Here is a 25,749-nt window from a genome sequence, read left to right as displayed (position 1 = left end):
ATATTTCCCAACAAATAAATGATAATAAGCAATAAAAAGCATGATTATATCAATATAATTTCATGTTTCTATAAATTTTTATTGTTTCTTATTTTTTGTTGGTAAAAAATTGAAAAAGCATTGATTTAATCAATGCAATTTAAAAATATACATTTTGTAAGTGTATGTTTTATCTGGGTTAAATAGTAATATATGATGTTTTTATTCTTGTTTCTTTTAGAAAATTATATATGCACTAACTATTTAAGATAAACATTTGATGTATAAACTATCTATCAACTATAGGCATATTAAATTATATAATAAATTTAACTTAATATAAGAACATGAGAATTATTTCAATTTATCTTTTATATTGATTTTTTCAGATAAATTGGTTATAATACATGAGTCAAATCGTTGAAAAAGAGAAGTATTTATATGATTCATGATAGAGAGGAAATGGTTGGTGAAAATTTCTATGAATATATAAAGAAAGCTACTTTGAAGAGTGATGTAAACATCAACGCATAGTCAGCGTTATCGACTTAGAGAGCATAATCTTTAGATTATGAATAAGGATGGTACCGCGATATAAGTCGTTCCTTGTAAGGAATGACTTTTTTATTTTGTAAAGGAGGATATTTATGAAACAATTAACAGGAAATCAAGTCAGACAAATGTTTTTAGATTATTTTAAGTCTAAAGGACATATGATTGAACCAGGGGCATCTTTGATTCCCCATAATGATCCAACACTTTTATGGATTAACGCAGGTGTGGCTGCTTTAAAGAAATATTTTGATGGAAGTGAGACACCTGCTTGTAACAGAATTGCTAATGCTCAAAAATCTATTCGTACAAATGATATTGAAAATGTTGGCAAAACTGCAAGACACCATACATTCTTTGAAATGCTTGGTAATTTCTCTATTGGAGATTATTTTAAAGAAGATGCAATTCCTTTTGCATGGGAGTTTTTAACAAGTGAAGAATGGATTGGTTTTGATAAGGAAAAATTATATATCACTGTTTATACAGATGATGATGAAGCTTATCGTATTTGGACAGAAGTGTGTCATGTTGATCCTAGTCATATTTTAAAAACAGATGGAAATTTCTGGGAAATAGGAGAAGGACCTGGTGGACCTGATTCAGAAATTTTCTATGATCGTGGTGAAACATATGATCCAGATGGTTTAGGGGAAAAATTATTCTTTGAAGAGTTGGAAAATGATCGTTATATTGAAGTATGGAATGTTGTATTTTCACAATATGATTGTAATCCTGCAATTGATAGAAAAGATTATAAAGAATTACCACAGAAGAATATTGATACAGGTATGGGACTTGAACGACTTGTGAGCATTATTCAAGGTGGAGAAACAAATTTTGATACAGATTTCTTTTTACCTATTATTCATACAACAGAAAAAATGGCAAATGTCAAATATGAGGATAATAAAATGGCTTATCGTGTCATAGCTGATCATATTCGTACTGTGACTTTTGCATTAAGTGATGGGGCACTGTTTGATAATGCAGGTCGTGGATACGTATTGAGACGTATTTTAAGACGTGCTGTACGTTTTGGTAAGAAAATTGGTATTGATCATTCATTTATGTATGAATTGGTTTATGTGGTTACTGATATCATGAAAGATTTCTATGATTATTTACCTGCAAAAGCTGAATATGTAAGTGGATTAGTCAAAAAAGAAGAGGAAGCATTCCATAAAACTCTGTCTAATGGTGAAAAATTATTAAATCAAATGTTACAAAAAACAAAAGATCATCAATTAAATGGTAAAGATGCTTTTAAATTATATGATACATATGGTTTCCCATTAGAGTTAACTGTTGAGATTGCTGAAGAATCTGGATTTAGTGTTGATGAAGATGGATTTAAGGAAGAAATGAAAGCACAACAGGAACGTGCAAGAAATGCACGTGGTGATGTTGAATCAATGTCATCACAAAAACCTGATTTAATGGCTTTTGAAGAACCAAGTTCATTTATTTATGATCCAACACCAATCACTGCAAAAGTAATTGCAACTTTTGAAAACGGAGTCAAATGCGGTGAAATCACAACGAAAGGTGAAATCATTTTAAATCAAACAACTTTCTATGCTGAAATGGGTGGACAATGTGCTGATACAGGAACAATGTCTAACAATACGACAGATATATGTGTAACACATGTTAATAAAGCACCTCATCAGCAGCATTTACATGTTATTGAAGTCAACCAGGGTTGTGTTAAAGTCGGTGATGAATTGACATTAACTGTTGATACACACAAACGTGCGTTAATTCAAAATAATCATACTGCAACACATTTGTTACAAAAAGCATTAAAGAATATATTAGGTGAGCATGTATCTCAAGCAGGATCTTATGTAGATAACGAAAGGTTACGTTTTGACTTTACTCATCCACAAAAGATGACAGATGAAGAAATTCGCCAAGTTGAAGATCAAGTGAATGAACAAATCTTTAATGGATTAAATGTTACAATTCAGTTAATGAGTAAGGATGAAGCTTTAAATTCAGGAGCAATGGCACTTTTTGATGAAAAATATGGGGATGAAGTAAGAGTTGTTAGTGTTGGGGATTACTCAAAGGAATTATGTGGTGGATGCCATGTTTCTAATAGTGCCCAAATTGGTTTGTTCAAGATTGAAAGCGAAGAAAGTATTGGTTCAGGAGTAAGACGTATTGAAGCAGTTACTGCGCAAAATGCTTATCTTGCTTTAAAGAAAAATGAAGAAACAATTCATATGATGAGTGAATTATTAAAGATAAAGAATAAAAATGAAATTGTTGATAAACTTTCTCATTTTATTGATGAAGCTGCTACTGTTAAAAAAGAGCGTGATCAATATTTAGATAAATTAAATAGTATTGAAGCAAAAGAAAAAACGAAGAATATTGAAGACATTCATGGTGTACAATTCTTATATGTCAGTGAAAATAAAGATGCTGCAACAGCAAAACAAATGACATTTGAATTACGTGATCAATTACAAAATGGATGTGTTGTATTAGTCAGTGAATGTGAAGGAAAAGTGTCTTATTTTGTTGGATTGACAGCTTCTATGGTTCAAAGTGGACATAAAGCAGGAAATATTGTTAAAATGATTAATGAAGTAACAGGTGGAAGAGGTGGCGGAAAGCCAGACTTCGCACAAGGTGGTTGTGCTGATAATAGCCATATAAGTGAGGCAATTGAGCAAATAAAACAATGTTTCTAAGCACTTTTACTAGCAATTTTTAGCAATATGGTGTAATATTGATTATATAGACAGGAGGTATGTGCTATGGCAAAGGATTTTACTCAAACACGTCTATTTAATTCAGAAGAGATTAAAAGAGAAGTTATTCATGCAAATTTAATGACAGTTTCACAAGCCTTAGACGAGAGAGGATATAATGCAGTGCATCAAATCGCTGGATATTTGATTTCTAATGATCCTGCTTATATTTCAAGTCATAAAGGTGCACGTTCTATTATTCAGCAGATTGATCGTGATGAAATTATTGAGGAACTCGTTAAATTTTATTTGGAGTCTAAATAGTGGAGAAAATATTAGGTTTAGATTTAGGATCAAGAACATGTGGAATAGCAATGAGTGATGCTTTAGGTATGATTGCTCATGGGGTCGAGACATATCACTTTAAAGATAATCATTATAAGAGTGCTGCTTATCATATTAAAGAAATTGTTCAACAAAATAACATTCATACTATTGTTCTTGGATTACCTAAGCATATGAATGGAGATTTGGGCGAAAGAGCACAAATCTCTATTGATTTTAAAGAAAGACTTGAAAAAATGATGGATGTTGAAGTCATTTTAGTTGATGAAAGACTCACAACTGTTATTGCTGAGAATCAATTAATTTTTGCTGATGTATCAAGAAAGAAAAGAAAGCAAGTCATTGATAAGATGGCTGCTATACAGATTTTACAAGGTTATTTAGATAGTCAAAGGAGATAGTATGGACGCAAATAAAATACAAGTTATTGATGATAATGGTGATGAATTAGAATTTGATGTTTTATTTACTTTTGAAAGTGATGAAACTCAAAAGAAATATGTTTTATATTATGATGCAAGTGTTGAAGCACCACAAGTTTATTCATCAATTTATGATGATGAAGGACATTTATATCCAGTAGAGACACCAGAAGAATGGGAAATGATTGAAGAAGTCTTTAATAGTTTCCTGGCTGAAGATGCTGAAGACGAAGAAGAACATGTATGTTGCCATGAAGGTGATGAAGATCATGTTTGTTGTCATGATAATGATGAAGAACATGTTTGTTGTCATGGTGAAGATCATGATGATGATCATGAATGCTGTTGTCATAATAAAGGGTAACGAAAGTTACCTTTCTTTGTTTATAAAGAATTCATATAAATATGAAATAATATAAAAAGTATTAAGGAGGATTTTAAAGATGGGATTATTTTTTCCAACAAGACATGTGAAACCAATATTTGTAGGAAGTTATGGAAATCATTTAACAAGAGGAATGTATGTTTTTCATTTAGATGTTGATAATGGTGAATTAATTAAAAAGAAATTTTATAAGTCACTCACAAATCCAACAGCAATATTTAGACGTGAACGTTTTATTTATGTATGTTATAAAAATAATAGTGGCACAAATACCGATGGAGGAATATGGCAATATGCAAGCATGGATCTCCAATTTGGATTAGCAGGTAAAGTTTATTATAAGGGAAAGACATATATGAATTCTTATGTCACAGAAGATAGAAGTTTTGTTTATGCTGCTGATTATTATAATGGAGAAGTCGTGACAATTCCAATATTAAAACAGAAGATTGTAAAAGTAACGCAATGTATTAAACATGTTGGACATAGTGTGGATCCAAAACGTCAGGGTGAACCACATCCTCATTTTGTTTATGAAACACCAGATCATCAAAGAATTGTTGTGTGTGATTTGGGAACTGATGAGATTGTTTTATATTGTGTTGGGGAAAAAGGAAAACTTGAAAGAGATGAAGAGAATACTTTTAAAGTTAAACCTGGTTCAGGACCTAAGAAAATTGTTTTCTCAAATGATGGAAAGTTTGCTTATATTCTTAATGAACTTTCAAATACAGTGGCTGTATATCAATACAATGATTGTCAGTTTACTTTTGTTCAGGAAATTGATACATATCCAAAAGATGAGTTTGCTAAAGAAAGTTTAGCAGGAGATCTTGTTTTATCTCAATCTGGTGATTATTTGTTTGCTTCTAATCGTGGTCATGACTCTGTGAGCGTCTTTGGCGTTAATCAGGAAAATGGTCAATTGGAATATATTGAATACGTTGATACTGATGAAAATCCAAGATCAATGATTATGGTTAATGATCGATGGTTAGTTGTTGCATCACAAAAAGGTGGAACTTTGGAATCATATGAGTTAAAACGTGAAGAATCTAAAGGTGTTTTATTTGAAACACATTTCAATTATCCAGTTGGTGAACCTGTTTGTATGGTTGAGGGAAGAGTATATGAAAAAAAATAAGGATGACGAGTTCATCCTTTTAAAATAGATATTTTTCCTTTAATTGTAGTATTTTTAAAACACTTTGATCGATTTGTTGTTCATCAATAATTCCATTCTTTACAGCATTCATGAGACCATCAAAAGCTTCCTTATAATTGTCAGGCATTAAAAGAATATCAGAGCCAGCTTGAATAGTCTTAATAGCAGTTTCTTTTGAATTATATTGTTTTGTAATAGCTTGCATAGCTAAAGAATCAGTAATAACAATTCCATCATAATTTAACTCATGACGCAACTTTTCAGTAATCATTTCATAAGAAAGAGAGGCAGGTAATTGATCTGAAGATACATTGACTGCTGTGATATGTGAAACCATAACCATATCAGTTTTGGCTTCTATTCCCATTTGAAATGGAATCATTTCACATTTTAACATTTCCTGCCAGTTTTTGTTTGTTGAAGCATATCCTAAATGTGTATCAGTCTGAGTATCGCCATGACCCGGAAAATGTTTAATACATGTCATAATATCTGAACTATGGAAACCTTCAATCGTAGCACTTACCATTTTTCCAACCAATTGAGGATCACTACCAAAAGAACGTGTGCCAATAATTGGATTGTGTGGATTTGTATTGATATCAGCATCTGGAGCAAAATCAAGATTAAACCCATATTCGTGAAGATATTTTCCTATCTCTATACCTGCATTTTTTGCATTATCAGGATTATTTGTATCTCCTATTTCTGTCATGCTTTTATATTTTTTAACTTGAAATCCATTTGTACTTGCAATTCTAGATACTTGACCACCTTCTTCATCTACTCCCATAAATAAAGGAATATCACTATTTTTTTGAAAATTATGAATAAATGACTGAATTTGAGAAGGTGATGTTATATTTTTTGAAAACATCACAATACCACCAACAGGATAATCTTTAAGTGCAGATAACATGTTTTCATTACAGTTTGTTAGCCCGTATTGATGAGGATCATGAACTTGTTTTGAGTTCAATGAAAAATCTAAAGATTCTGGTCTAACTATAAATAATTGACCAATCTTTTCTTTTAATGACATAGAATCTAATGTATCCTGAGCAGAAAAACTTAATTCATTTTGCGGTTTTGATGTTGTAACAGTATTTTCCTTATTTGGCTGACAACTACTCATTAATGTAATAATCAATGATAAAATAGTTAATTTTTTTAAATTCATTAAATCACTCCTTAGATTTATTATAGTTTATTTTGTAAAACAATGCAAAAAAAGATGTTTTATTGATAATTGTTGTAAAATCACTTATAATAATAAAGATGGAGGATGTTTTATGAAAAATAAAAAGTTCATTTTAATAGGTATTGGAGCTATTATTGCTGTTGCAATTTTAGGAAGTCTTTTATTTTATAATAATGGTATTTCAGCAGTATCATCAAAGAATGAAGAAGTTGTTGTTAAAATTGAATCTGGTACATCTGCAACACAAATGTTAGATGTATTAGATGAAGCAGGACTTGTTCAGAATAAGTTATGTGGAAAAATATTTTTAAAGCTGAATCATTTTGATAATCTACAAGCCAATACATATCTTTTTAATAAGAATATGTCATTATCCCAAATCTTTTCAATTATTGAAGACCCTGACTTTGAATATATTTTGAAGTCAAAGTTAACAATTAAAGAAGGAAATACAATTCCTGAGGTTGCTAGTTCTGTCGCAAAAGTTTTAGATATATCTAAAGATGAAGTTATCAAACAATGGGAAAAACAAGATTATTTAAAATCTTTAATAAAGGAATATTGGTTTATTGATGAGAGTATCTTAAATAAAAATATTATGTATCCACTTGAAGGATATCTTTATCCAGAAACATACTTTATTACTGAAGAAAAGCCAACACTTGAATCAGTAACACAATTGGCTTTAAATATGATGGATAAAAAATTATCTGCCTATAAAGATGATATTCAAAAATTAGGATGGACACCACATCAATTTCTTACTTTTGCTTCTGTTGTTGAAAGAGAATCAGGAAGCGATGAAACAGATCGTCCAATGATAGCTGGTGTCTTTAAAAATCGTTTAGATAAAGGGATGTTGCTACAAAGTGATATTACAGTGAATTATGCTTGGCAGAGAACTGGTGTGAATGTTTCAACAGCACATTTACAGATTGATTCTCAGTATAATACATACAAATATACAGGGTTACCTATTGGACCTATTAGTACTGTTCCAGATACCACAATGAAGGCATGTATTGACTATAAACATCATGACTATCTATACTTTTTTGCCATGAAAGATCCAGAGGATACCAATAAGAGTAAAGTGGTTTATACTAAATCATATGAAGAACATACAAAAGAAGTCCAAAAGGCAAAGGATGCAAAATTATGGTTAGAGTAATAGAATTAGAAGATTTAGAACAAGATGCATTAAAGAGAAATATACCAGTTATGCAAAAAGAGGGGATCCTCTTTTTGATTTCTCAACTTCAAGAAATTCAAGCTACATCATGTTTAGAAATTGGCTCAGCTATTGGATATTCTGCAATAATGATGGCTACACATGTCGATCGTTTAAAAGTTGAAACAATTGAACTTGATAATGAACGTTATCAAGAAGCTGTGAAACATATTGATGATTTTGGTTTAACACAGCAAATTACAATTCATCATAATGATGCTTTATCTTTTGATGAACATTTCCTTCATAATACTCCATATGATTGCTTGTTTATTGATGCAGCAAAGGCTCAATATCAGAAATTTTTTGAGAAGTATGTTCCTTATGTTAAAGAAAAAGGAATCATCATTGTTGATAATTTAGATTTTCATGGTATGATTTTTGATATTGATCATATTAAAAATAGAAATACGAAACAATTGGTCAAGAAAATCAAGAGATTTAAAGATTGGATTTTTAATCATGAAGACTATGATGTCAATTATTATCCTATTGGAGATGGGATATGTGTGATTAAAAGAAAGGAAAAAGAATGAAAATAGTTTTATCACTTAATCAAAAAGAAAGAATGTATGATTATATAGATATGGGAATTGATACATTTGTGTTAGGGGGTCAGTATTCATTTCATGCACCTTATTGTTTTTCATATGCGGAAATAGAATTACTTACTAATCAATATGCAGATTGTTATTTTTATGTCGCTGTGAATGCATTATATGATCAGTATGTGATTGCTGATTTAGAAAAGTATATTGATCAGTTGTCAAAATTGAATATTAAAGGGATTCTTTTTCAGGATTTTGGTGTTTTACAGATTGTTAAAGAAAAACATTATCATTTTGATATGATGTATGATCCAGAAACTTTAAATACAAATGCAAACACATTAAATGTATTAAAAGAGGAAGGTGTCACAAGTGCTTTTTTATCAAAGGTTATTCCTTTAGAAGAACAATTAATGATTTTAAAGGAAGTTCATATGCCTTTAATGTTGCATGGTCATGGCGTTGAATATATAGCGGCTAGTAAAAGAACTTTACTATCTAATTATAAAGAAGCATCTTTATTGGAATTTGATCTTTATGGTCAAACTCATTTAAAATTAAAAGCAAAAAATTCTGATTATTTATTGAGAATTTTTGAGGATGAAAAAGGAACACATATTTTCTCTGATACAAGATTATATACTTTGGATTTATTTAACCAAATACAAGAATTTGATTATTTGTATATTGAAACATTGATGATGAGTGAAGGAGAGGCGATAGAGGTTGCTTCTTTATATAGTGATGCATTAAAAAGTTTTAAAAATGGTACATATAATAAGGATGTTAAAGAATATATGAATTTATTGTATCGTTTAAAGACACCGTTGGATAGAGGATTTTTATTTGATCAGACTGTTTATAAATTAGAAGATATGAGGAAAATGGATAATGAGAAACGTGAGTCAAATCATTAATGGAAAAAGAAAGATTATAAAAAAACCAGAGTTATTAGCACCAGCAGGGAATTTAGAAAAGTTAAAGGTTGCAATTATGTATGGTGCTGATGCTGTATTTGTTGGTGGAAAAGAGTTTTCTTTACGTTCACAAGCATCAAATTTTACACTTGATGATATTAAAGAAGCAGTTATATTTGCTAAACAATACCATGCACATATTCATGTGACATGTAATATTATATTACATCAGGATAATTTAGAGGGGATTAAGGAGTATTTACAGTGTTTAGATGATATTGGTGTAACTGCAATTATTGTTGCTGATCCGTATATTATGAAGATTGCAAAAGAAATGAATCTTCATTTAGAAGTTCATGTTTCGACACAATTATCAACCCTTAATTTAAAAGCCATTGAGTTTTATAAAGAGATGGGAATGGATCGTGTTGTTTTGGGACGTGAAGTGACATATGAAGATTTGAAAACAATTATGCATTATGCACCTGTTGATGTAGAATACTTTATTCATGGTGCTATGTGTATTCATTATTCTGGAAGGTGTATGTTATCTAACTACTTGAGTCGTAGAGATGCAAATCGTGGTGGCTGTTCACAGTCATGTCGCTGGTATTATGACTTATATGAGAATGATATGCTTGTGAATAGAGAAGATGATATGCCTTTTAGTATGTCTAGTAAAGATATGTCTTTGATTGATCACATTGGTGAGTTAATAGAATTAGGTGTTGATTCTTTTAAGATTGAAGGAAGAATGAAGTCATTGCATTATATTGCTACTGTTGTATCAACTTATCGAAAATTAATTGATGCTTACTGCGATGATCCTGATTATTTTCAACCGGATGAGAGTTATCGAGATGAGTTATTGAAGGCAGCTAATCGTGCTTTATGTCATGGTTTTTTCTATGATCATCCAACCAAGGATGAGCAATTATTCTTTTTAAGAGATGAACATCCAACTCAAGAATTTGTTATGCGTATTTTAGATTATGATACACAAAATCATTTAGCAAAAATAGAACAGCGCAATTATTTTAAAGTAGGTGATAAAATAGAAATTTTCTCACCACATCATCCAAACCTTTTCTTTACAGTAAAAAAACTCTATAATGAAGATAGAGAAATCATTGAGGTTGCTAATCATCCAATGGAAGTTTTATATGTTCAAATTGATGAAGAAGTATTACCAAATGATATGGGAAGGAAGGTTATCAGATGATGGATTATGCTATTATAATAGGTATTGCTGGAGGAAGTGCTTCTGGTAAAACATCAATTGCTGAGCAATTATATGAGGCTTTTCAAGGAAATCATAAAGTTAAAATTTTGAAACAGGATGATTATTATAAAGATCAAAGTCATTTAACATATGAAGAGAGAACAAAGACAAATTACGATCATCCTTTTGCTTTTGATACTAATTTACTAGTAAAACATTTAAAACAGTTAAAGAACAAACAAACAATAGAAAAACCTACATATGATTATACACAACATAATCGTAGTCCAGTAACGGAGACAATAGAAGGAAGAGATGTTATTATTTTAGAAGGTATATTTGTTTTAGCAGAAGAACGTATTCGAGAGTTATGTGATATATTGGTTTATGTTGACACAGATAGTGATATTCGTTTTATTAGACGTTTAAAACGTGATACACAGGAACGTGGAAGAAGTGTTGATTCGGTTTGTAATCAGTATCTTAATACTGTAAGACCTATGCATGAGCAGTTTATTGAGCCTTCTAAAAAATATGCTCATATTATTATTCCCGAGGGTGGTAGCAATCGTGTGGCGGTTGATTTATTAATTACAAAAATAAAAAGTATTGTTGATTAGTTATAAAAATAGATTAGTGCTAGCAATTTTATTATTTTTATGATATAGTATAGTTCGCGAGGTGAATATTTATGGATCATGATGCAGTATTATTAACCCAAAGTGGGGTAGAAACATTAAAACAGGAAAGAGAACATTTAATTAATGTTGAAAGACCTAAGGTTATTGAAGAATTACAATTAGCACGTTCACAAGGTGACTTGTCTGAAAATGCTGACTATGATTCTGCTAGAGATAAACAAGCACATATTGAATCAAGAATTAAAGAAATTGATCAAATGTTATTGCATGTGCAAATCATTGATGAATCACAATTAGATATTAATGTTGCTAAACCAGGAGCAACAGTAACTATCTTAGATTTATCTGAAGAAAATCCTGAACCAGAATCTTATACTATTGTCGGAACATTTGAAACTGATCCTTTAAATGGAAAAATATCAAATGAATCACCATTAGCAAAAGCAATTTTGGATCATGGTGTCAATGAAATAGTATCTGTTGGGGTTGCTGAACCTTATGAGGTTAAGATTTTAAAGATAGAATATATTTCTTAAGATGATGGCAACATCATCTTTTTCTTTTTTGGGGGTAAAAAATGAATGAGAAAAGACAGATGTCAGATACTATTCAAATTGGTATTGTTTTAGCAATAGTAGGAGGATTTTTAGATGCTTATACTTATTTATGCCGAGGACATGTTTTTGCTAATGCACAAACAGGAAATATAGTACTCTTTGGTATACAGTTAATGAACCAGAATTTTTTACAGGCATTATACTATCTGTTACCAATTATTGCTTTTTTAGTAGGGATATTGATTTCTGAAATGATTAAACATCATTTTAGAAATCATCCTAAAATCCATTGGCGTCAAATTATCTTATGTATTGAATTGCTTGTTTTATGTATAATTATCTTTATACCACAAAATTATAATATGATATGTAATATTATGATTTCTTTTGTTTGTTCGTTACAAGTAGAGAGTTTTAGAAAGTTTCATGGTGTTCCTTATGCTTCAACAATGTGTACAGGTAATTTAAGAAGTGCGACAGAAAATCTTTATCTCTATTTTCATACAAAAGATAAAAAGACTCTGATTAGGAGTCTTGAGTACTACATGATTATTCTATTTTTTATACTTGGTGCATGCTTAGGGGTCTTTTTTACAAATCAATTTGTAATAAAAGCGCTCTTTATTCCCGTCCTTTTATTAATTGTTGTTACTGTTTTTATGTTTATTGAACAAGTTGGTTAAAACTTGTTTTTTTATGCCGTTTTTTGACTTCTTATTTCTTTAAAGAAACCAATAACAATAAACAATAGTGATTTGACAAATAAATGAATATAATGAATATTTCCTAAATGAATCAATAAACTTAATAAAAAGTAAATTAATGTAAAACATAAGCAATGAGATATTCTTTTTTTCGTGATTTGTGAAGTAAAATATAGTGCTGCAACAATTAATAATAAATATGAAATCACCTGAATCATAATATTCATAATAAAAGAGTTTGTTTGCATGAAATAAGATAAAATGGCAAGAATAAATGAAATCACTACAAAGGGAATGAGAAATAATAATAGAGTATTGATATAAGTACGTATTGTTTTTTTCATAATTTCCTCCTTGTATAGTATATGAAAAGGAGTTTGGTTTATGAAATATGTAGAAATATTTATTGAATGTATTGCCACATATTTTTATCTTGTCTTTTTATTAAGATATCTTGGCAAAAAGGAAATGGGTAAATTAAGTGTTTCAGATCTCATTGTTTTTTTATTGATCAGTGAATTAATGACAATTTCTATTGGTGATGATAATGTTAATTTTATGCATGGTGCATTAGCAGCACTTGTTATTATTGTGTTAGATAAATTATGTTCTTTTGTATCTATGAAGTATAAACCTGTAAAAAAAGTATTAGAGGGACATCCCACTTTTATTGTTTATAAAGGTAAATTAAATCAGGAGAAAATGAGGGCTTTAAATTATTCGGTTGATGATTTGTGCCATCATTTAAGAGAACAAGGTATTGGTTCATTATCAGAAGTCGAATTTGCTGTATTAGAAACAGATGGACAATTATCAGTAATTGAATCTCAAAAGAGTCAGGTAGATATGCCGGAATCATTAATTAATGATGGTGAAATTAATTATGAAATCTTAAAAACAATGAATAGAGATGAAGCATGGCTAAAAAAACAACTTCATCAGCATGGGGTAAGTGATTATAGAGATATTTTTTATTGTGTATTAGAAAAAGAAAGACTCTTTTTTATAAAAAAATAAAAGGCTAGAAGTTCTAGCCTAATAACATTCTATCGTTAACAAATTCTTCACCAATAGCTTCTTCAAATTTCTTGAGTAAGTCATTAACTGTTAATTTTTTCTTTTCTTCTCCTCTGACATCATAGATAATATGACCTTCATACATCATGATGAGACGATTGCCAATATCAATAGCATCTTTCATATTGTGAGTGACCATTAAAGCTGTTAAATTCTGCTCGGTCACTATTTTATTTGTTAAATTTAAAACTTTTGCACTTGTTGCAGGATCAAGAGCAGCAGTATGTTCATCTAACAAAAGAAGTTTTGGTTTATGCAAAGTTGCCATTAAAAGTGTTAAAGCTTGGCGCTGCCCACCAGAAAGTAAACCAACTTTACTTGTTAATCTTTCTTCTAGACCTAAGCCTAATGTCTTAACAACTTCATAATATTCTTTCTTTTCTTCTTTTGTAACACCCCAGCGAAGTGTCCTATTTTTACCACGGCGAGCTGCCATTGCTAAATTTTCAATAATTTGCATATCACCAGCAGTACCCATCATTGGATCTTGAAAAACGCGACCAATCATCTTTGCACGTTCATATTCAGCAGCAAGAGAAATGTTTTTTCCATCAAGTGTAATAATTCCACAATCAATTGGATAAACTCCAGCAATCATATTGAGCATAGTACTTTTACCAGCACCATTACCACCAATAACAGTGACAAAATCACCTTCATTAAGTTCTAAATTCAATTTTTTTAGAACTTGCTTTTCGTTAGGTGTTCCAACATTAAAAGATTTTGATACTTTTTCTAATTTAAGCATTATCTTGGAACTCCTTTCCAGTAAGTTTCTTGTACATAGCAACACGTTTTTTCTTTTCAAGAAGCACAGGAACAGTTAAAGCAATCGCAACAATTAATGCTGTTAATAACTTTAAATCATCTGTATTTAATCCCATCTGTAAAACAAGAGCAACAATAATACGATAAATAATAGAACCAATAATAATAGAAACCAATCTTAATTTAAATCCTGCTTTTTTACCAAAAACAACTTCTCCAATGACTATTGAAGCAAGTCCAATAACAATTGCTCCAACACCCATTTTAACATCAGCAACACTTTGTTGTTGTGTAACAAGAGCACCACTCATAGCAACCAATCCATTACTTAACATTAAGCCAAATAATTTTGTTGTATCAGTATTGACTCCATTTGCACGAACCATATTTTCATTGTTACCTGTTGCTCGTAAACATGATCCAAATTCTGTTCCTAAGAACCAATAGATACCAATAATCACAAGAAGACTGCAAATGAGTCCAATAATAATGGTAATCCAATTTGGTGTCATATTTACAAAATTTGCAAAATCTTTAAATAATGTAGAAGATTGAAGAAGAGGAATATTACTCTTTCCCATAATTCTTAAATTGATTGAATATAAAGCTAATTGTGTTAAAATTCCTGCTAAGATGGCTGGCATTCTACATTTTGTATGCAAGAAACCAGTGATAAATCCAGCAGCAAAACCTGATAAAGTTGCCAATATAACAGCAATAACTGGATGAATCCCATTAATAATGGAAACAGCACAAACAGCACCACCGGTTGCAAAACTTCCATCAACAGATAAATCAGCAATATCTAAAACACGAAATGTTAAATATATACCAAGGGCCATGATTCCCCAAAGAATCCCTTGGCCCACAGCACCTTGTAATGATAATAATAATCCCATTTATATACACCTATTCTTCAATGAGTGTTGCATTCAAATCAGTTGGAATAGTTATTCCTAATTGATCAGCAACTTTTTTATTGACAAAATATTTACAATCCTTTGCATCAATAAAAGTCACAGGAGTTTCTTCTGGTTTTGCTTCACCTTTTAAGATTGCTAATGCTGATTTGGCTGCATTAGCACCAACAGTATAATAATCTAAACTTAATGTTGCAATACCACCGTTTTTACACATACTTTCTTCACCAACTATACAAGGTATTTTATTAGCATTTGTAATTTGAGCAACTGTAGCCATATTTGAAGCTAATAAGTTATCTGTAGGAATATAAACTGCATCATACTTACCAATCAAAGATTCAGTAACTTGAGAGATTGCACTTGAATCATTTGGGACAGTCACAATTGTAGGTTCTAAACCAATTTTTGTAGCAGCTTCTTTGGCAATATTTCCTTGGTAGACTGAATTTGCTTCATCGCTACAATAGAAAATGGCGATTTTTTTAGCACTTGGTACTAATTTCTTTAATAAATCCATTTGTTCCTTCACTGGATTCATATCACTTGCTCCAGTCACATTTGTTTCTGGTTTCTCATTTGATTTCACAACACCAGCTTCTTCAAAGTTTGTTACAGCAGCACCAATAACAGGAATTGTTGTTGTTTTGTTAGCAGCAGCTTGAAGGGCATCAGTTGCAATCGCATAGATTAAATCAACACCATCATTTGTAAACTTCTCTGCAATTGTTTGACAGTTAGAAGCATCACCGCTTGCATTCTGATAATCAATTTGATCTTTACTAATCCCAGCTTCTGCTAATGTTTTTTGAAATCCTTCATATGCTTTATCTAATGCAGGATGTTGTGCTAATTGAATAGCACCGATCTTCACTTTTGATAAATCTTTAGTTTCACTAGGTTCTGAATTGTTTGAACCACAACCAGTAAGCATTAATCCTAATGCTAACATACATACAGCTAATTTTTTCATATTTTTCCTCCCCATTCCTATAAAAACAAAAAACACTCGCTCATAGAGGGCGAGTGATCGCGGTACCACCTCAGTTTGTTATACTTTCACAAGTATAACCTTCGTAAGTTGAAAACTTTTCATAAATAACGTTATGACTCCGGTTATTCCTTATCAGAATAACAACTCCGTGGTGAATTCAAAACTCCTTAACGTATGATTTGCACCAACCATCATATCTCTTATGTCTCAGGAATTTTTACTTTGTCACATCAATGTTTTTGTTTTTATAAATGTATATCTCTTATCTTAAAGGAATGGAATTTGTTTGTCAATACAAACATTTTAATTTTACATAAAGAAAAGTGAAAAATAGAAATTTAAGTATAATATTTATAAATATCATAAAAGAGGAATAGAATAACTATTCCTAAGATAACATAATATCTAAAACCATCATAATCAAGAAGCCTATCATACAGGAGATAGCTCCAATATCTATCTGATTTTTACATGATGCTTCTGGAATCATATCTTCAACACAGACAAATAACATTGCACCAGCTGCAAAACTTAATGCAAAGGGAAGAACATTATTGATTGCTGTGGCAAAGATATAGCCAATAATAGCTGCTGGTATTTCAACAATACCAGAGAACTGTCCATACATCATAGCAACAAACTTACTTTTTCCATATTGATGCATCGGTAATGAAATAGCGGTTCCTTCTGGAAAGTTTTGAATGCCAATACCAATAGATAAAATTAATGCAGGGATAATATCCTGATGTGCACAGGCAAAGGCTACACCAACAGCTAAACCTTCAGGAATGTTATGCAAAGTCATTGCTAACATAAGTAATTGATTTTGTGAAAGCTTTGAATCAATTCCCTCAATCTCTCCAGATACCATATGTTCATGTGGCAGGAAATGGTCGCATAATGTTAAAAAGAGAACACCACAGAAGAACCCAAAAGGAATAATCAGTAGATACCATTTACTTAAGCCCTCTAATAAATCCATGGCTGGTAGAATTAATGAGAAAAAAGATGCTGCAATCATAATACCAGCACTACTTCCCAAAGCAATAGAAATTAAATGTTGATTTTCTTTTTTTGTAAAATAGACAAGAGAAGCCCCTAAAAAAGTAGAAAGCCAATTAAAGATAATTGCTCCAATGAAAATCAAAATAGGCATCTCTTGAAGTATTGATAACATAATTTCACCTCTTTATAAATTATGCATTAATGTATAATAAGTGACAAAAGAAAAAAGCTATGAAAATTTCATAGCTTAGTAACTAATATCCTCATAAAGGGTCTTTAACAAAATAGCCTTTGTAGTTGGACGTTGTTTTTTAACATCAAATGTTTTCATAACACTATATTCCACAACATCTCTTTTCTCAACAATCTCATCATAGATATAATCAGATTGTCTAAAGAATAAATTATCATCATCTTCCTGATAAATACTTCCAAATTGTTTATCATTATTATAATAAACAACTTTTCCTTCATAACGTTCAATATAAGAATCTAGATGTTCCATTAATTGATTATATAAACGATCATATAATGTACTACTATCTAAATCTTTATACTCATCAGTAATTTCATAATCAGAAGTATTTTGTTGCAATTCTTCATTTAACTTATAAACAAATGCATTTGCAATAGCAATAACTTCAGGATTTTTTCCTTTTTTGACCATCTCTAATACTTTTTCATATAATGATAATTGTTTTGGATCATAACCAGATGTAAAGAACTTATAAATTAAATTTGTATAAGCATCTTTTTCTTTACCAGTATTCATATACAAATCATATAAAACATCAAATGAATCAACATTAGGAATTCTATTACCTAAAGATAAGAATTCATTTTCTGCTTCTTCATATCTTTCCAATTTTACTAAAGAAGAAGCACGATAATATTTTACCCAATTTGAATTGTTGTAATGCCATTTGATTGGTTGTGCGAAAGCCATATTGGCATATTCAACACATTGTTTATAATCTCCAAGTTCGAAAGAGCATCTTACTTTTAAACGATACCATTTTTCTTTTTTTGATTCATATTCTTTTCCAGCATTATTAACAAAAGGCTCAACACTTAATGTTTGTACATCTAGTTGATCAAGCAATTCTGATAATTTTTTATAATTGACTGGAGTTTTACTCATGACATATTTTGTTGCTTTATTGATTGCTGCTTCTAAAGGAGAATACTTCTCCTGTTTACATAAAGACGCAATTTCATCAACAATACCAAAAAACAAATCTTCTTTTTCTGCTATTTGGCTTTCATCAATATTAATGAATTTATTATAAAGAGCATAACAATACTGATTAATATACCCAGTTAATCCTTCACCAACTTGCAAGAATGTTTTTCCGACTTCAATTGCCTCGTCAGTACGTCCTTGATTTTTTAATTCTCTTACATAGTCCATAGCTTGAAAATCATTAAACGAGCTAGGATCTTCTTCAAAACGTCGTTCATAATTTGTTAAATCTTTTGGTTCACGTTTTTCCACGATTCATCACCTCGTGTATTATTATAACAAGTCTTGAACTTATTGTGAAGAAAAAATGCAAGTTTTGAAAATGCAGATGATAAAATTGAACTGTTTTGATGAATTTATAATTGGTTTCGATAATTTTGAGGTGTTTCTCCTGTATATTCTTGAAAACGTTTATAAAAGGATGTGAGATTTTGTATGCCAATTTCTTGTGCAATTTCATATATAGGAAGTTCCTTGTTTTGTAAGAGAATCATAGCATTTTTCATTCGCTCTTCATTAACGATTTCTTTAAATGTTTTACCAGCAAATTTCTTAATAAGTTTACTTGTATAAGAAGGATCATAACCAAAATGTCGACACATTTTATTTAAATTTCCTTCTTGATAATGATGTTGGATATATTCAATAATCTTATTCAATAGTTCTTGGTTTTTAAAAGTATTAACAGATAAATTTGTATTATATTGGCCTTTTCTTGCAAGATGAGTGATAAGAATCATAATATAGTTATCGATAATATCATCTGAAGAAAGTTGTGAATCGAAATATTCACATAAAATATTTTGAATACAGTTATGAATCAGGTGATCCTGATGTGTATAAAATAGTAGATAATGATTGTGTGTATGCTGATGATTCATAAGTTCTATCATAAATTGTGACATTAACTGATCATTAGGTAATTTATTGATAAAACGTTTTGAAAAATAATTTTCATGAAGAATAATATTCACACCTAAATCATTTTCACTCGTTTTAGCAACGCTATGAGGAACATGTTTATCAAAAACAATAATGTCACCAGCGTTCAATGTGACTGTTTCATTTTCAACTGTAATTTCAAATGTTCCAGAATAAACATATGTCATAACAATATAGTGAAAGATATGCATAGGAACACGACCACTCGCTCTTTGATGGAGATTGATAATATGATTGCGATTTTGAAATTCACGTTCATGATGGAAAATAAACATAATATCCTTGTGATAGGAAACGATTGTAAATTTTTCTTTAAAGTGGCTAAGGAGTTCTTCGTCTGAAGTATAGCTATAAGCCATTGGAGAACAAAGTCTTTCTTCTAATTCTTGGTAGTTCATCATTTTCACTTCCTTTTATCTATTGTACCTTATTGAGTCGAATTTTGATAGTCATAAAATCGTATTCTGACATTGTAGAGATATGAAGAACATTTTATAATGTATGTGTAATAACGATATGGCCTATTCAATTACAACATGATATAAAAGTCAATCGAAAGGGGAAATACTTTTATGGAAAGTAAAAATTCGTTTTTTGATACTCTTTCAAATGTTCTTGGAAAAGTATCTATCAAATTAAGTGGAAATATTTATATTAATGCGATTAAAGATGGCATGCTTGCATATATGCCTTTTGCATTTATTGCATCTATCTTCTTGATTATTGCGTTCTTCCCAGTCCCAGCATTTACTGATTTTATTACCAATATCACTGGTTTAAAAACTGCTGTGTGGCAAGGAAAACTTGCTTTGGTTAATGATGCCAGTTTAGGTATAGGTGGTTTATTAGTATTGCTTGCAATTTCTAGATCTTTAGCTGATAAGTTGAAAATCAATGGTATGCAAGTGACATTAACAGCTGTTGTATCTTTTGTTTTATTGGTTCCATTTGGAACTCAGACTATTGATGCCAATACAAATATAAAATTTATTGATGTAACTTTTTTAGGTGCACAAACAATTTTCTTATCAATCTTGATTTCTATTATGACTGCCAAAGTTTATCAGTTTATTGATAAAAAAGGTTTTAAAATTAAAATGCCTGCGGCTGTACCACCAGCAGTATCTGCACCGTTTGAATCTATTATTCCTTCATTTGTCGTGATTACAATTTTCTGGATTATTAGATTAGTTATTGATGCTTTTAGTGGTGGTAGTGCTTTAGCTATTTTCAATACTGTCTTAGGTATGCCACTTCAAGCGGTAGGAGGGTCTTTACCAGGTGTTATTGTTGTAAAGATGTTCTCACAATTATTATGGTTCTTTGGTATTCATGGTGATTCTATTGTCAATGGTGTCATGACACCTATCTTCCAAGTGTTACAGGATGCTAATAAAACTGTTTCTATGGCAGGAGGCGTTCCTGCAAATATTATCTGTCAAAGTTTCTGGGATAGTTTTGCTGGAATTGGAATCGTTGGATCAATTCTTGCAATTATCTTAATCGCAAAAAGTAAACGTTATAAAGAAATGAAGAAAATTGCTGGTGTACCATACATCTTCAATGTTGGAGAACCAACATTGTTTGGTATTCCATTAATGATGAATGTTGTTTACTTCATTCCATTTATTTTAAGTAATGTTGCATCTATTGTGATTTCTTATATGGCTTTTGCTTTAAAATTGGTTCCTGTTTGTACAGGGTTAGCACAAGTTCCCTGGACAACACCTCTTATTATCAGTGGATATCTTACAACGGGAAGTATTGCTGGTTCTATTTTACAGATTGTTTGTTTAGTTGCAGTTGTATTGATTTGGTTGCCATTTGTTAAAGTTGCTGATAATCAGATATTGAAAGAAGAAGCAGAATTAGAATTACAAAATCAAGAGGGAGAAACAGTCAAAGAAGTTGAATAAACTTCTTTGATATGTATTTCTTTTATGAAAGAGATGAAATTTATGACAGATGATTATCAATTTAAGGGATGCTGGATAAAGGGTTATGATAGGGATTATGGTCAAGATGATTCTTTATATTATCAAGATCATAGAAATACAATTGTTTTTAAACAATTTTATATGAAAAGTATAAAAGCGTCATATTTATATATTGCGACATTGGGATATTCAGTTATTTCTATTAATGGAAAAAGAATAACACAAGATGAGTTAAATCTTGTATGGACGCAATTTCAAAAATGTGTGTATTATGATATTTATGATGTAACATCATTTTTACAGATTGGTCAAAATGAAATTCAAATAGAATTGGGAAATGGGATGTATAATCCTTCTCCTTTACGCTTATTTGGAAAATATAATTTAAGAGAACGTTTAAAAGAGATTGGAGAACCAAGAGTTATTTGTGATTTGATTCAAGATGAAAATGTCATTTTATCAAGTGATGAATCATGGCTGATGAAAGAAGGTCAATTCTTATTCGATAATCTTTATTTAGGCGAAAGAGTTGATTTACATGACTATGAATCATCTTTTCAATCAGTATGCACTGATCAAGTGAAAAGACATATGCAATTGAATAAAATTCCTCCTATTAGAAGAAAAGATACAGTTCTTCCCAAAAAGTATATCAAAACAAATGATGGACTTGTTGTTGATTTTGGAGAGATGATTTCAGGTTTTATAAATATTGAATTTCAGGCTCAAGATTATCAGCATATTATTCTTCAATATAGTGAAAACTTTAAAGATGGAGTCATGGATTATCATACATGTTTAGCAGGAAGTGTTGGAGAACAGATTCAAGATTTTACTGTGAATGGCGGTTTAGGTGCACCAACTATGGGCATTCAAAAAGATGAATTGATTGCATGTAATGGATATAATGATTATACAAATACTTTTACTTATCACTCATTTCGATATGTATTGATTCAAGGTCTACACCAAGAAGATATAAAGAGTTTATCAGCAACTTATGTTCATACTGATTTAAAACAAATAGGAACAGTCAGAACTGATAATGCGATTCTTACTCAACTATATGATGCAGCAATGCGTACAAAATTAAATAATGTTCATGGTACATTTGAAGATTGTGCACGTGAAAGATTAGGATATGGTGGTGATATGGTTGCTTTAGCAATTTCAAATCTCTATCTGTTTGATTTAGAAGAGTTCTATAAAAAAATAATCAGAGATTTTCGTTATGAACAGACTGAAAATGGTGGAATTCCAGAAACTGCTCCATATGTTGGTATTCAATCCAATGGAACAGGACAAGGTGAAGGACCATTATTATGGCAACTTGTTTACCCATATTTAACTTATAAACATTATCAGTATTATGGAGATAAGAGTCTATTAGAGGAAGAATATCCATATCTTTTAAAACAGATAAAATATTTGTTAGATTATGATTTAGAAAAGTTAGTTCATTGTTGTTTGGGTGATCATGGAAGTTTGTTAATCGCAGGTCAATTCAGAAAACCAACACCAGATAAGTTGTTTTTAGGGTATTGTACAGTTTTACTATTTTTAAAATACAATATTCTCATTGGACAAATTATCAATCAAGATATATCACTCTATCAGAAACGATATGATGAATTAAAATTAATGATAATTCATAAATTCCAAAATGATGATGGAACTTTTGGTGAAGGAACTCAAACAAGCTTTGCCTTTGCGATCGCTTTACAATTGACTTCATCAGAATTACTATGTCAAAAATTTGTTCAAAAAATAGAAGCTGATCAAGGAATTTTCAATTCTGGTATTTATGGAATGGTTCTCACATATGAAGTTTTAAATCGCTACGGTTATAATGATGTCATTGAGAAATGGTTACTACAAGAGAGTGATATTGGTTATCGTGCTATGTTAAAAGGTGGTAATAAAGCTTTAGCAGAATTATTTGTTGGTGAACAACTTTCATTAAATCATGCAATGTTTGCAAGTTATCAACAATGGTATTATCAGGCATTAGCTGGTATACAAATTTGTGAAGATGCTGTTGGATTTAATAAAGTTAAACTCTCACCTTATTTTTCTAAAATAGTGAATCATGTTGAATGTTCAATTGAGACAAAACAAGGAACAATTCGTTCGTTATGGCAAAGAGAGGGTTATCGTATAATTTGGAAGCTTAGCATTCCAGAAAGTATTCATTATGAGATTGATCTCAATCAAGATTATCAAAAGGAAATCTCTGATGATGAAATGATCATATATACGCAAGGATAGAATACACTATCCTTTTTAGTCATTTGAAAATGAAATGAATATGACTTATAATGAAAAGAGAGTTAGTAGGAGGGGAAACATCGTGATACCTACATACATATTAGAACAGCTTGTTTGTTTTACTGAAGAAGAAATCAACTCATTGAATGGGATACAAACAATAGATAAAAGTATCTTTTATAATGAAAATTCCAATATTATAGACTATCATCATCTTTTAAATGATAATCAAATGTTCTCTGTAAGAAAACATGCAAGATTCACTCAGTATCCCTCACATCGTCATAACTATGTTGAATTAATGTATGTCTATAGTGGAACAATGACACATCATATCAATAGTCAAGATATCACAATTGAAACAGGTCAACTTCTTTTGTTAAATCAGAATATTGAACACTCTATTGATTATTGTCATGAAAATGATATTATCTTTAATTTTATTATAAGACCAGAATTTCTGCGATTTTTATCAACTATGATAGAAGATGAGAATGTTCTTTCAAAATTTATTTTTGATACTTTATATTCATATGATAATGATGGTGAATTTCTGGTGTTTAAAGTACAAGAAAATCAAAAAGTAACTTCTTATATTGAATCTATCATTATTAATATTTATGAACCACAGCTTTACAATCATATTGAATTAAAACTGTTAGTTGGTCTTTTATTAACAGAGTTAATGAATCATCCAGAACATATAGAGAGTTATACGGGTAATACTTATGAAAAAGTGTTGAGCAGTACAATATTAAAATACATTGCTATACATTATCATGATGGCACATTAATAGATTTATCAAAAAATATTCATCAACCAGATTATAAAATATGTAAGATTATTAAGAAACAAACTGGAAAAACATTTACTCAACTTATGCAAGAAAAGAAACTAAAAACTGCTACAGAACTTTTAGTGACAACAAGATTGCCTTTATCTGAGATTATTCAGGAAGTTGGTTATGAAAATATATCTTATTTTTACCGTATTTTTAAAAAGTATTTTCATATGACTCCTCAAGAATATAGATTACATTATGAAAGGAATGATTAAATATGTTAATTGTCTTTATTTTAATTTTTATGATTTATATGTGTTCAATGATGAATATATATCAAATAGTAAAGAAGAAGCACTTAAAAATATTTAATAGAACTATCTGGAGTTTCATAATTATATTGTTGTGTATTGTTTGCGTTATCAATGATCAGGAGTTTCTTACATGGTTAAATATAAATTATGCCTTTAGATTTGTGATTATTTTAGGCAGTGCTTTGTTAATCATTAGCACTGCTATATTAGATAAATATAAATTTTAATAATTATTAAAAAAGTAAAAGGAAAAGTCTTGTTCATTTTGGTGGTGAAATTGACTCTTCCTTTTATTATAAATCTCATTCTAATTGTCAGTATAACTATGAATAAATTTTTTCTTTGTAAAGTTGCTGTTTGGCTTCTGGAATATTTAATAAGTCCATAGCTTCCTCAAGTGTATAATTCATTTTTAACATGATTTGCTTAATATTATGAACTGTTGTTCTTGTTTCACCTATTTCAATACCCTGATTCTTAATTTGCTCCATGATTTTACACATTTGAACTTTTCCTCATCCTTCTTTGTAATACTTTACTTTCTCTCTTAATACTTCATAGTACATGTCATCAGCATTCTGACATTGAAAGTCATGCATAAGTCTGCCCGGTGGTGTATCATCCCAAATGGCACCATTGACATAGATGATGACTGACTCATCATTGAATTTCTCATTGTTTTCGTTAATCCTTCTGCTAATATGATAAATTGGTAGTCCGTAGCCTAACACATCATGTTCAGCAATGAAGATAACATATACACGCGGAATCTGATTCCACTTTTCCTTTGGAAAACTGATGTGAGCATTGATTAAGCTTTCATGATATCTTGCTCGTTTTGGATGTGCTCCCATATTTTCTCTTTGAACATCGACATTAAAGTAGTCACCATCAGCGGTCGCAAAAGCATCAATCTCAATGGATC

At 30.3% G+C, this 25,749-nt stretch carries 25 protein-coding genes, 1 pseudogene and 2 other annotated features; of the genes and pseudogenes, 16 read left to right on the top strand and 10 right to left on the bottom strand.

The window, feature by feature from the left end; genetic code table 11:
* Positions 1-390 precede the first annotated feature (390 nt).
* Positions 391-589, top strand: a binding site (T-box leader).
* A 37-nt stretch (positions 590-626) separates the two neighbouring features.
* The 5 genes from alaS (at position 627) to BN350_RS13105 (ending at position 5,532) form a co-directional block, all read left to right on the top strand.
* Entirely contained in the window at positions 627-3,236 is a 2,610-nt protein-coding gene (gene alaS, locus BN350_RS13125) for an alanine--tRNA ligase (protein WP_028044022.1), read from the top strand.
* Between the two features lie 66 nt (positions 3,237-3,302).
* Positions 3,303-3,560, top strand: a complete 258-nt coding sequence (locus BN350_RS13120; protein WP_028044021.1) for an IreB family regulatory phosphoprotein — start codon at positions 3,303-3,305, stop codon at positions 3,558-3,560.
* Complete coding sequence (gene ruvX / locus BN350_RS13115; RefSeq protein WP_028044020.1) at positions 3,560-3,982, top strand: Holliday junction resolvase RuvX; 423 nt, start codon at positions 3,560-3,562, stop codon at positions 3,980-3,982. Before BN350_RS13120 ends, ruvX begins: the two co-directional genes overlap by 1 nt.
* 1 nt (position 3,983) lies before the next feature.
* On the top strand, positions 3,984-4,367 hold the full coding sequence (locus BN350_RS13110) for a DUF1292 domain-containing protein (protein WP_028044019.1): 384 nt from the start codon (positions 3,984-3,986) through the stop codon (positions 4,365-4,367).
* A 79-nt stretch (positions 4,368-4,446) separates the two neighbouring features.
* A complete protein-coding gene (locus tag BN350_RS13105) occupies positions 4,447-5,532 on the top strand; it encodes a lactonase family protein (protein ID WP_028044018.1) in 1,086 nt (361 codons plus the stop codon).
* A gap of 19 nt (positions 5,533-5,551) precedes the next feature.
* Here the strand turns inward: BN350_RS13105 and BN350_RS13100 are convergent, their stop codons facing one another.
* On the bottom strand, positions 5,552-6,733 hold the full coding sequence (locus BN350_RS13100) for a glycoside hydrolase family 3 protein (RefSeq protein ID WP_028044017.1): 1,182 nt from the start codon (positions 6,731-6,733) through the stop codon (positions 5,552-5,554).
* Between the two features lie 112 nt (positions 6,734-6,845).
* Here BN350_RS13100 and mltG point away from each other — a divergent pair, with 112 nt between their 5' ends.
* The 7 genes from mltG to BN350_RS13065 all read left to right on the top strand — a co-directional run bounded on the left by mltG (position 6,846) and on the right by BN350_RS13065 (position 12,553).
* Positions 6,846-7,925 carry an endolytic transglycosylase MltG gene (gene mltG, locus BN350_RS13095; protein WP_028044016.1) on the top strand — a complete coding sequence of 360 codons (1,080 nt, stop codon included), beginning with the start codon at positions 6,846-6,848 and terminating at the stop codon, positions 7,923-7,925.
* Positions 7,913-8,521, top strand: a complete 609-nt coding sequence (locus BN350_RS13090) for an O-methyltransferase (RefSeq protein WP_028044015.1) — start codon at positions 7,913-7,915, stop codon at positions 8,519-8,521. The genes mltG and BN350_RS13090 overlap by 13 nt, the downstream gene beginning before the upstream one ends.
* Complete coding sequence (locus BN350_RS13085; RefSeq protein ID WP_028044014.1) at positions 8,518-9,450, top strand: peptidase U32 family protein; 933 nt, start codon at positions 8,518-8,520, stop codon at positions 9,448-9,450. The genes BN350_RS13090 and BN350_RS13085 overlap by 4 nt, the downstream gene beginning before the upstream one ends.
* Positions 9,425-10,672, top strand: coding sequence for a peptidase U32 family protein (locus BN350_RS13080; protein WP_028044013.1), 1,248 nt, complete (start codon positions 9,425-9,427; stop codon positions 10,670-10,672). The genes BN350_RS13085 and BN350_RS13080 overlap by 26 nt, the downstream gene beginning before the upstream one ends.
* Positions 10,672-11,292 (top strand): uridine kinase, encoded by a 621-nt coding sequence (gene udk, locus BN350_RS13075; protein ID WP_028044012.1) that lies wholly within the window; start codon positions 10,672-10,674, stop codon positions 11,290-11,292. The genes BN350_RS13080 and udk overlap by 1 nt, the downstream gene beginning before the upstream one ends.
* A 71-nt stretch (positions 11,293-11,363) precedes the next feature.
* Positions 11,364-11,849 (top strand): transcription elongation factor GreA, encoded by a 486-nt coding sequence (gene greA / locus BN350_RS13070; protein ID WP_028044011.1) that lies wholly within the window; start codon positions 11,364-11,366, stop codon positions 11,847-11,849.
* A 41-nt stretch (positions 11,850-11,890) separates the two neighbouring features.
* The gene (locus tag BN350_RS13065; protein WP_028044010.1) at positions 11,891-12,553 is read left to right on the top strand and encodes a YoaK family protein; all 663 of its coding nucleotides are present in this window, start codon (positions 11,891-11,893) and stop codon (positions 12,551-12,553) included.
* 11 nt (positions 12,554-12,564) lie between these two features.
* Here BN350_RS13065 and BN350_RS13060 read toward each other — a convergent pair whose 3' ends face one another.
* Positions 12,565-12,918, bottom strand: a complete 354-nt coding sequence (locus BN350_RS13060) for a DUF3792 family protein (protein ID WP_028044009.1) — start codon at positions 12,916-12,918, stop codon at positions 12,565-12,567.
* A gap of 40 nt (positions 12,919-12,958) precedes the next feature.
* Here BN350_RS13060 and BN350_RS13055 point away from each other — a divergent pair, with 40 nt between their 5' ends.
* The gene (locus BN350_RS13055; protein WP_028044008.1) at positions 12,959-13,591 is read left to right on the top strand and encodes a DUF421 domain-containing protein; all 633 of its coding nucleotides are present in this window, start codon (positions 12,959-12,961) and stop codon (positions 13,589-13,591) included.
* 13 nt (positions 13,592-13,604) lie between these two features.
* Here the strand turns inward: BN350_RS13055 and BN350_RS13050 are convergent, their stop codons facing one another.
* From BN350_RS13050 to BN350_RS13025, 6 genes are all read right to left on the bottom strand, one after another.
* A complete protein-coding gene (locus BN350_RS13050) occupies positions 13,605-14,399 on the bottom strand; it encodes an ABC transporter ATP-binding protein (protein WP_028044007.1) in 795 nt (264 codons plus the stop codon).
* Positions 14,392-15,318, bottom strand: a complete 927-nt coding sequence (locus BN350_RS13045) for an ABC transporter permease (RefSeq protein WP_028044006.1) — start codon at positions 15,316-15,318, stop codon at positions 14,392-14,394. Before BN350_RS13045 ends, BN350_RS13050 begins: the two co-directional genes overlap by 8 nt.
* Positions 15,319-15,328: 10 nt before the next feature.
* Complete coding sequence (locus BN350_RS13040; protein WP_028044005.1) at positions 15,329-16,312, bottom strand: ABC transporter substrate-binding protein; 984 nt, start codon at positions 16,310-16,312, stop codon at positions 15,329-15,331.
* A gap of 42 nt (positions 16,313-16,354) precedes the next feature.
* Positions 16,355-16,576 (bottom strand) — a binding site (T-box leader).
* 145 nt (positions 16,577-16,721) lie between these two features.
* A complete protein-coding gene (locus tag BN350_RS13035) occupies positions 16,722-17,510 on the bottom strand; it encodes a ZIP family metal transporter (protein WP_028044004.1) in 789 nt (262 codons plus the stop codon).
* A gap of 75 nt (positions 17,511-17,585) precedes the next feature.
* Positions 17,586-18,833: a hypothetical protein gene (locus tag BN350_RS13030; RefSeq protein ID WP_028044003.1), complete on the bottom strand. Its 1,248-nt coding sequence runs from the start codon at positions 18,831-18,833 to the stop codon at positions 17,586-17,588.
* Between the two features lie 104 nt (positions 18,834-18,937).
* Complete coding sequence (locus BN350_RS13025; RefSeq protein ID WP_028044002.1) at positions 18,938-19,921, bottom strand: AraC family transcriptional regulator; 984 nt, start codon at positions 19,919-19,921, stop codon at positions 18,938-18,940.
* A gap of 174 nt (positions 19,922-20,095) precedes the next feature.
* On the opposite strand from BN350_RS13025, the gene BN350_RS13020 reads away from it, so the two are divergent.
* The 3 genes from BN350_RS13020 to BN350_RS13010 all read left to right on the top strand — a co-directional run bounded on the left by BN350_RS13020 (position 20,096) and on the right by BN350_RS13010 (position 24,785).
* Complete coding sequence (locus BN350_RS13020; RefSeq protein WP_028044001.1) at positions 20,096-21,439, top strand: PTS sugar transporter subunit IIC; 1,344 nt, start codon at positions 20,096-20,098, stop codon at positions 21,437-21,439.
* A 42-nt stretch (positions 21,440-21,481) separates the two neighbouring features.
* On the top strand, positions 21,482-23,728 hold the full coding sequence (locus BN350_RS13015) for a family 78 glycoside hydrolase catalytic domain (RefSeq protein ID WP_028044000.1): 2,247 nt from the start codon (positions 21,482-21,484) through the stop codon (positions 23,726-23,728).
* 82 nt (positions 23,729-23,810) lie between these two features.
* Positions 23,811-24,785, top strand: a complete 975-nt coding sequence (locus BN350_RS13010; protein WP_028043999.1) for an AraC family transcriptional regulator — start codon at positions 23,811-23,813, stop codon at positions 24,783-24,785.
* Between the two features lie 362 nt (positions 24,786-25,147).
* Here BN350_RS13010 and BN350_RS20025 read toward each other — a convergent pair whose 3' ends face one another.
* Entirely contained in the window at positions 25,148-25,327 is a 180-nt protein-coding gene (locus BN350_RS20025) for a hypothetical protein (RefSeq protein WP_049945572.1), read from the bottom strand.
* A 12-nt stretch (positions 25,328-25,339) separates the two neighbouring features.
* Positions 25,340-25,749: pseudogene (locus tag BN350_RS19215) on the bottom strand (PD-(D/E)XK nuclease family transposase); the annotation flags it as partial.

The organism is Candidatus Stoquefichus massiliensis AP9 (genome assembly GCF_000455285.1).
GTDB classification, from domain to species: domain Bacteria; phylum Bacillota_I; class Bacilli_A; order Erysipelotrichales; family Coprobacillaceae; genus Stoquefichus; species Stoquefichus massiliensis.
This window is presented reverse-complemented; position numbering and strand designations above follow the sequence as displayed.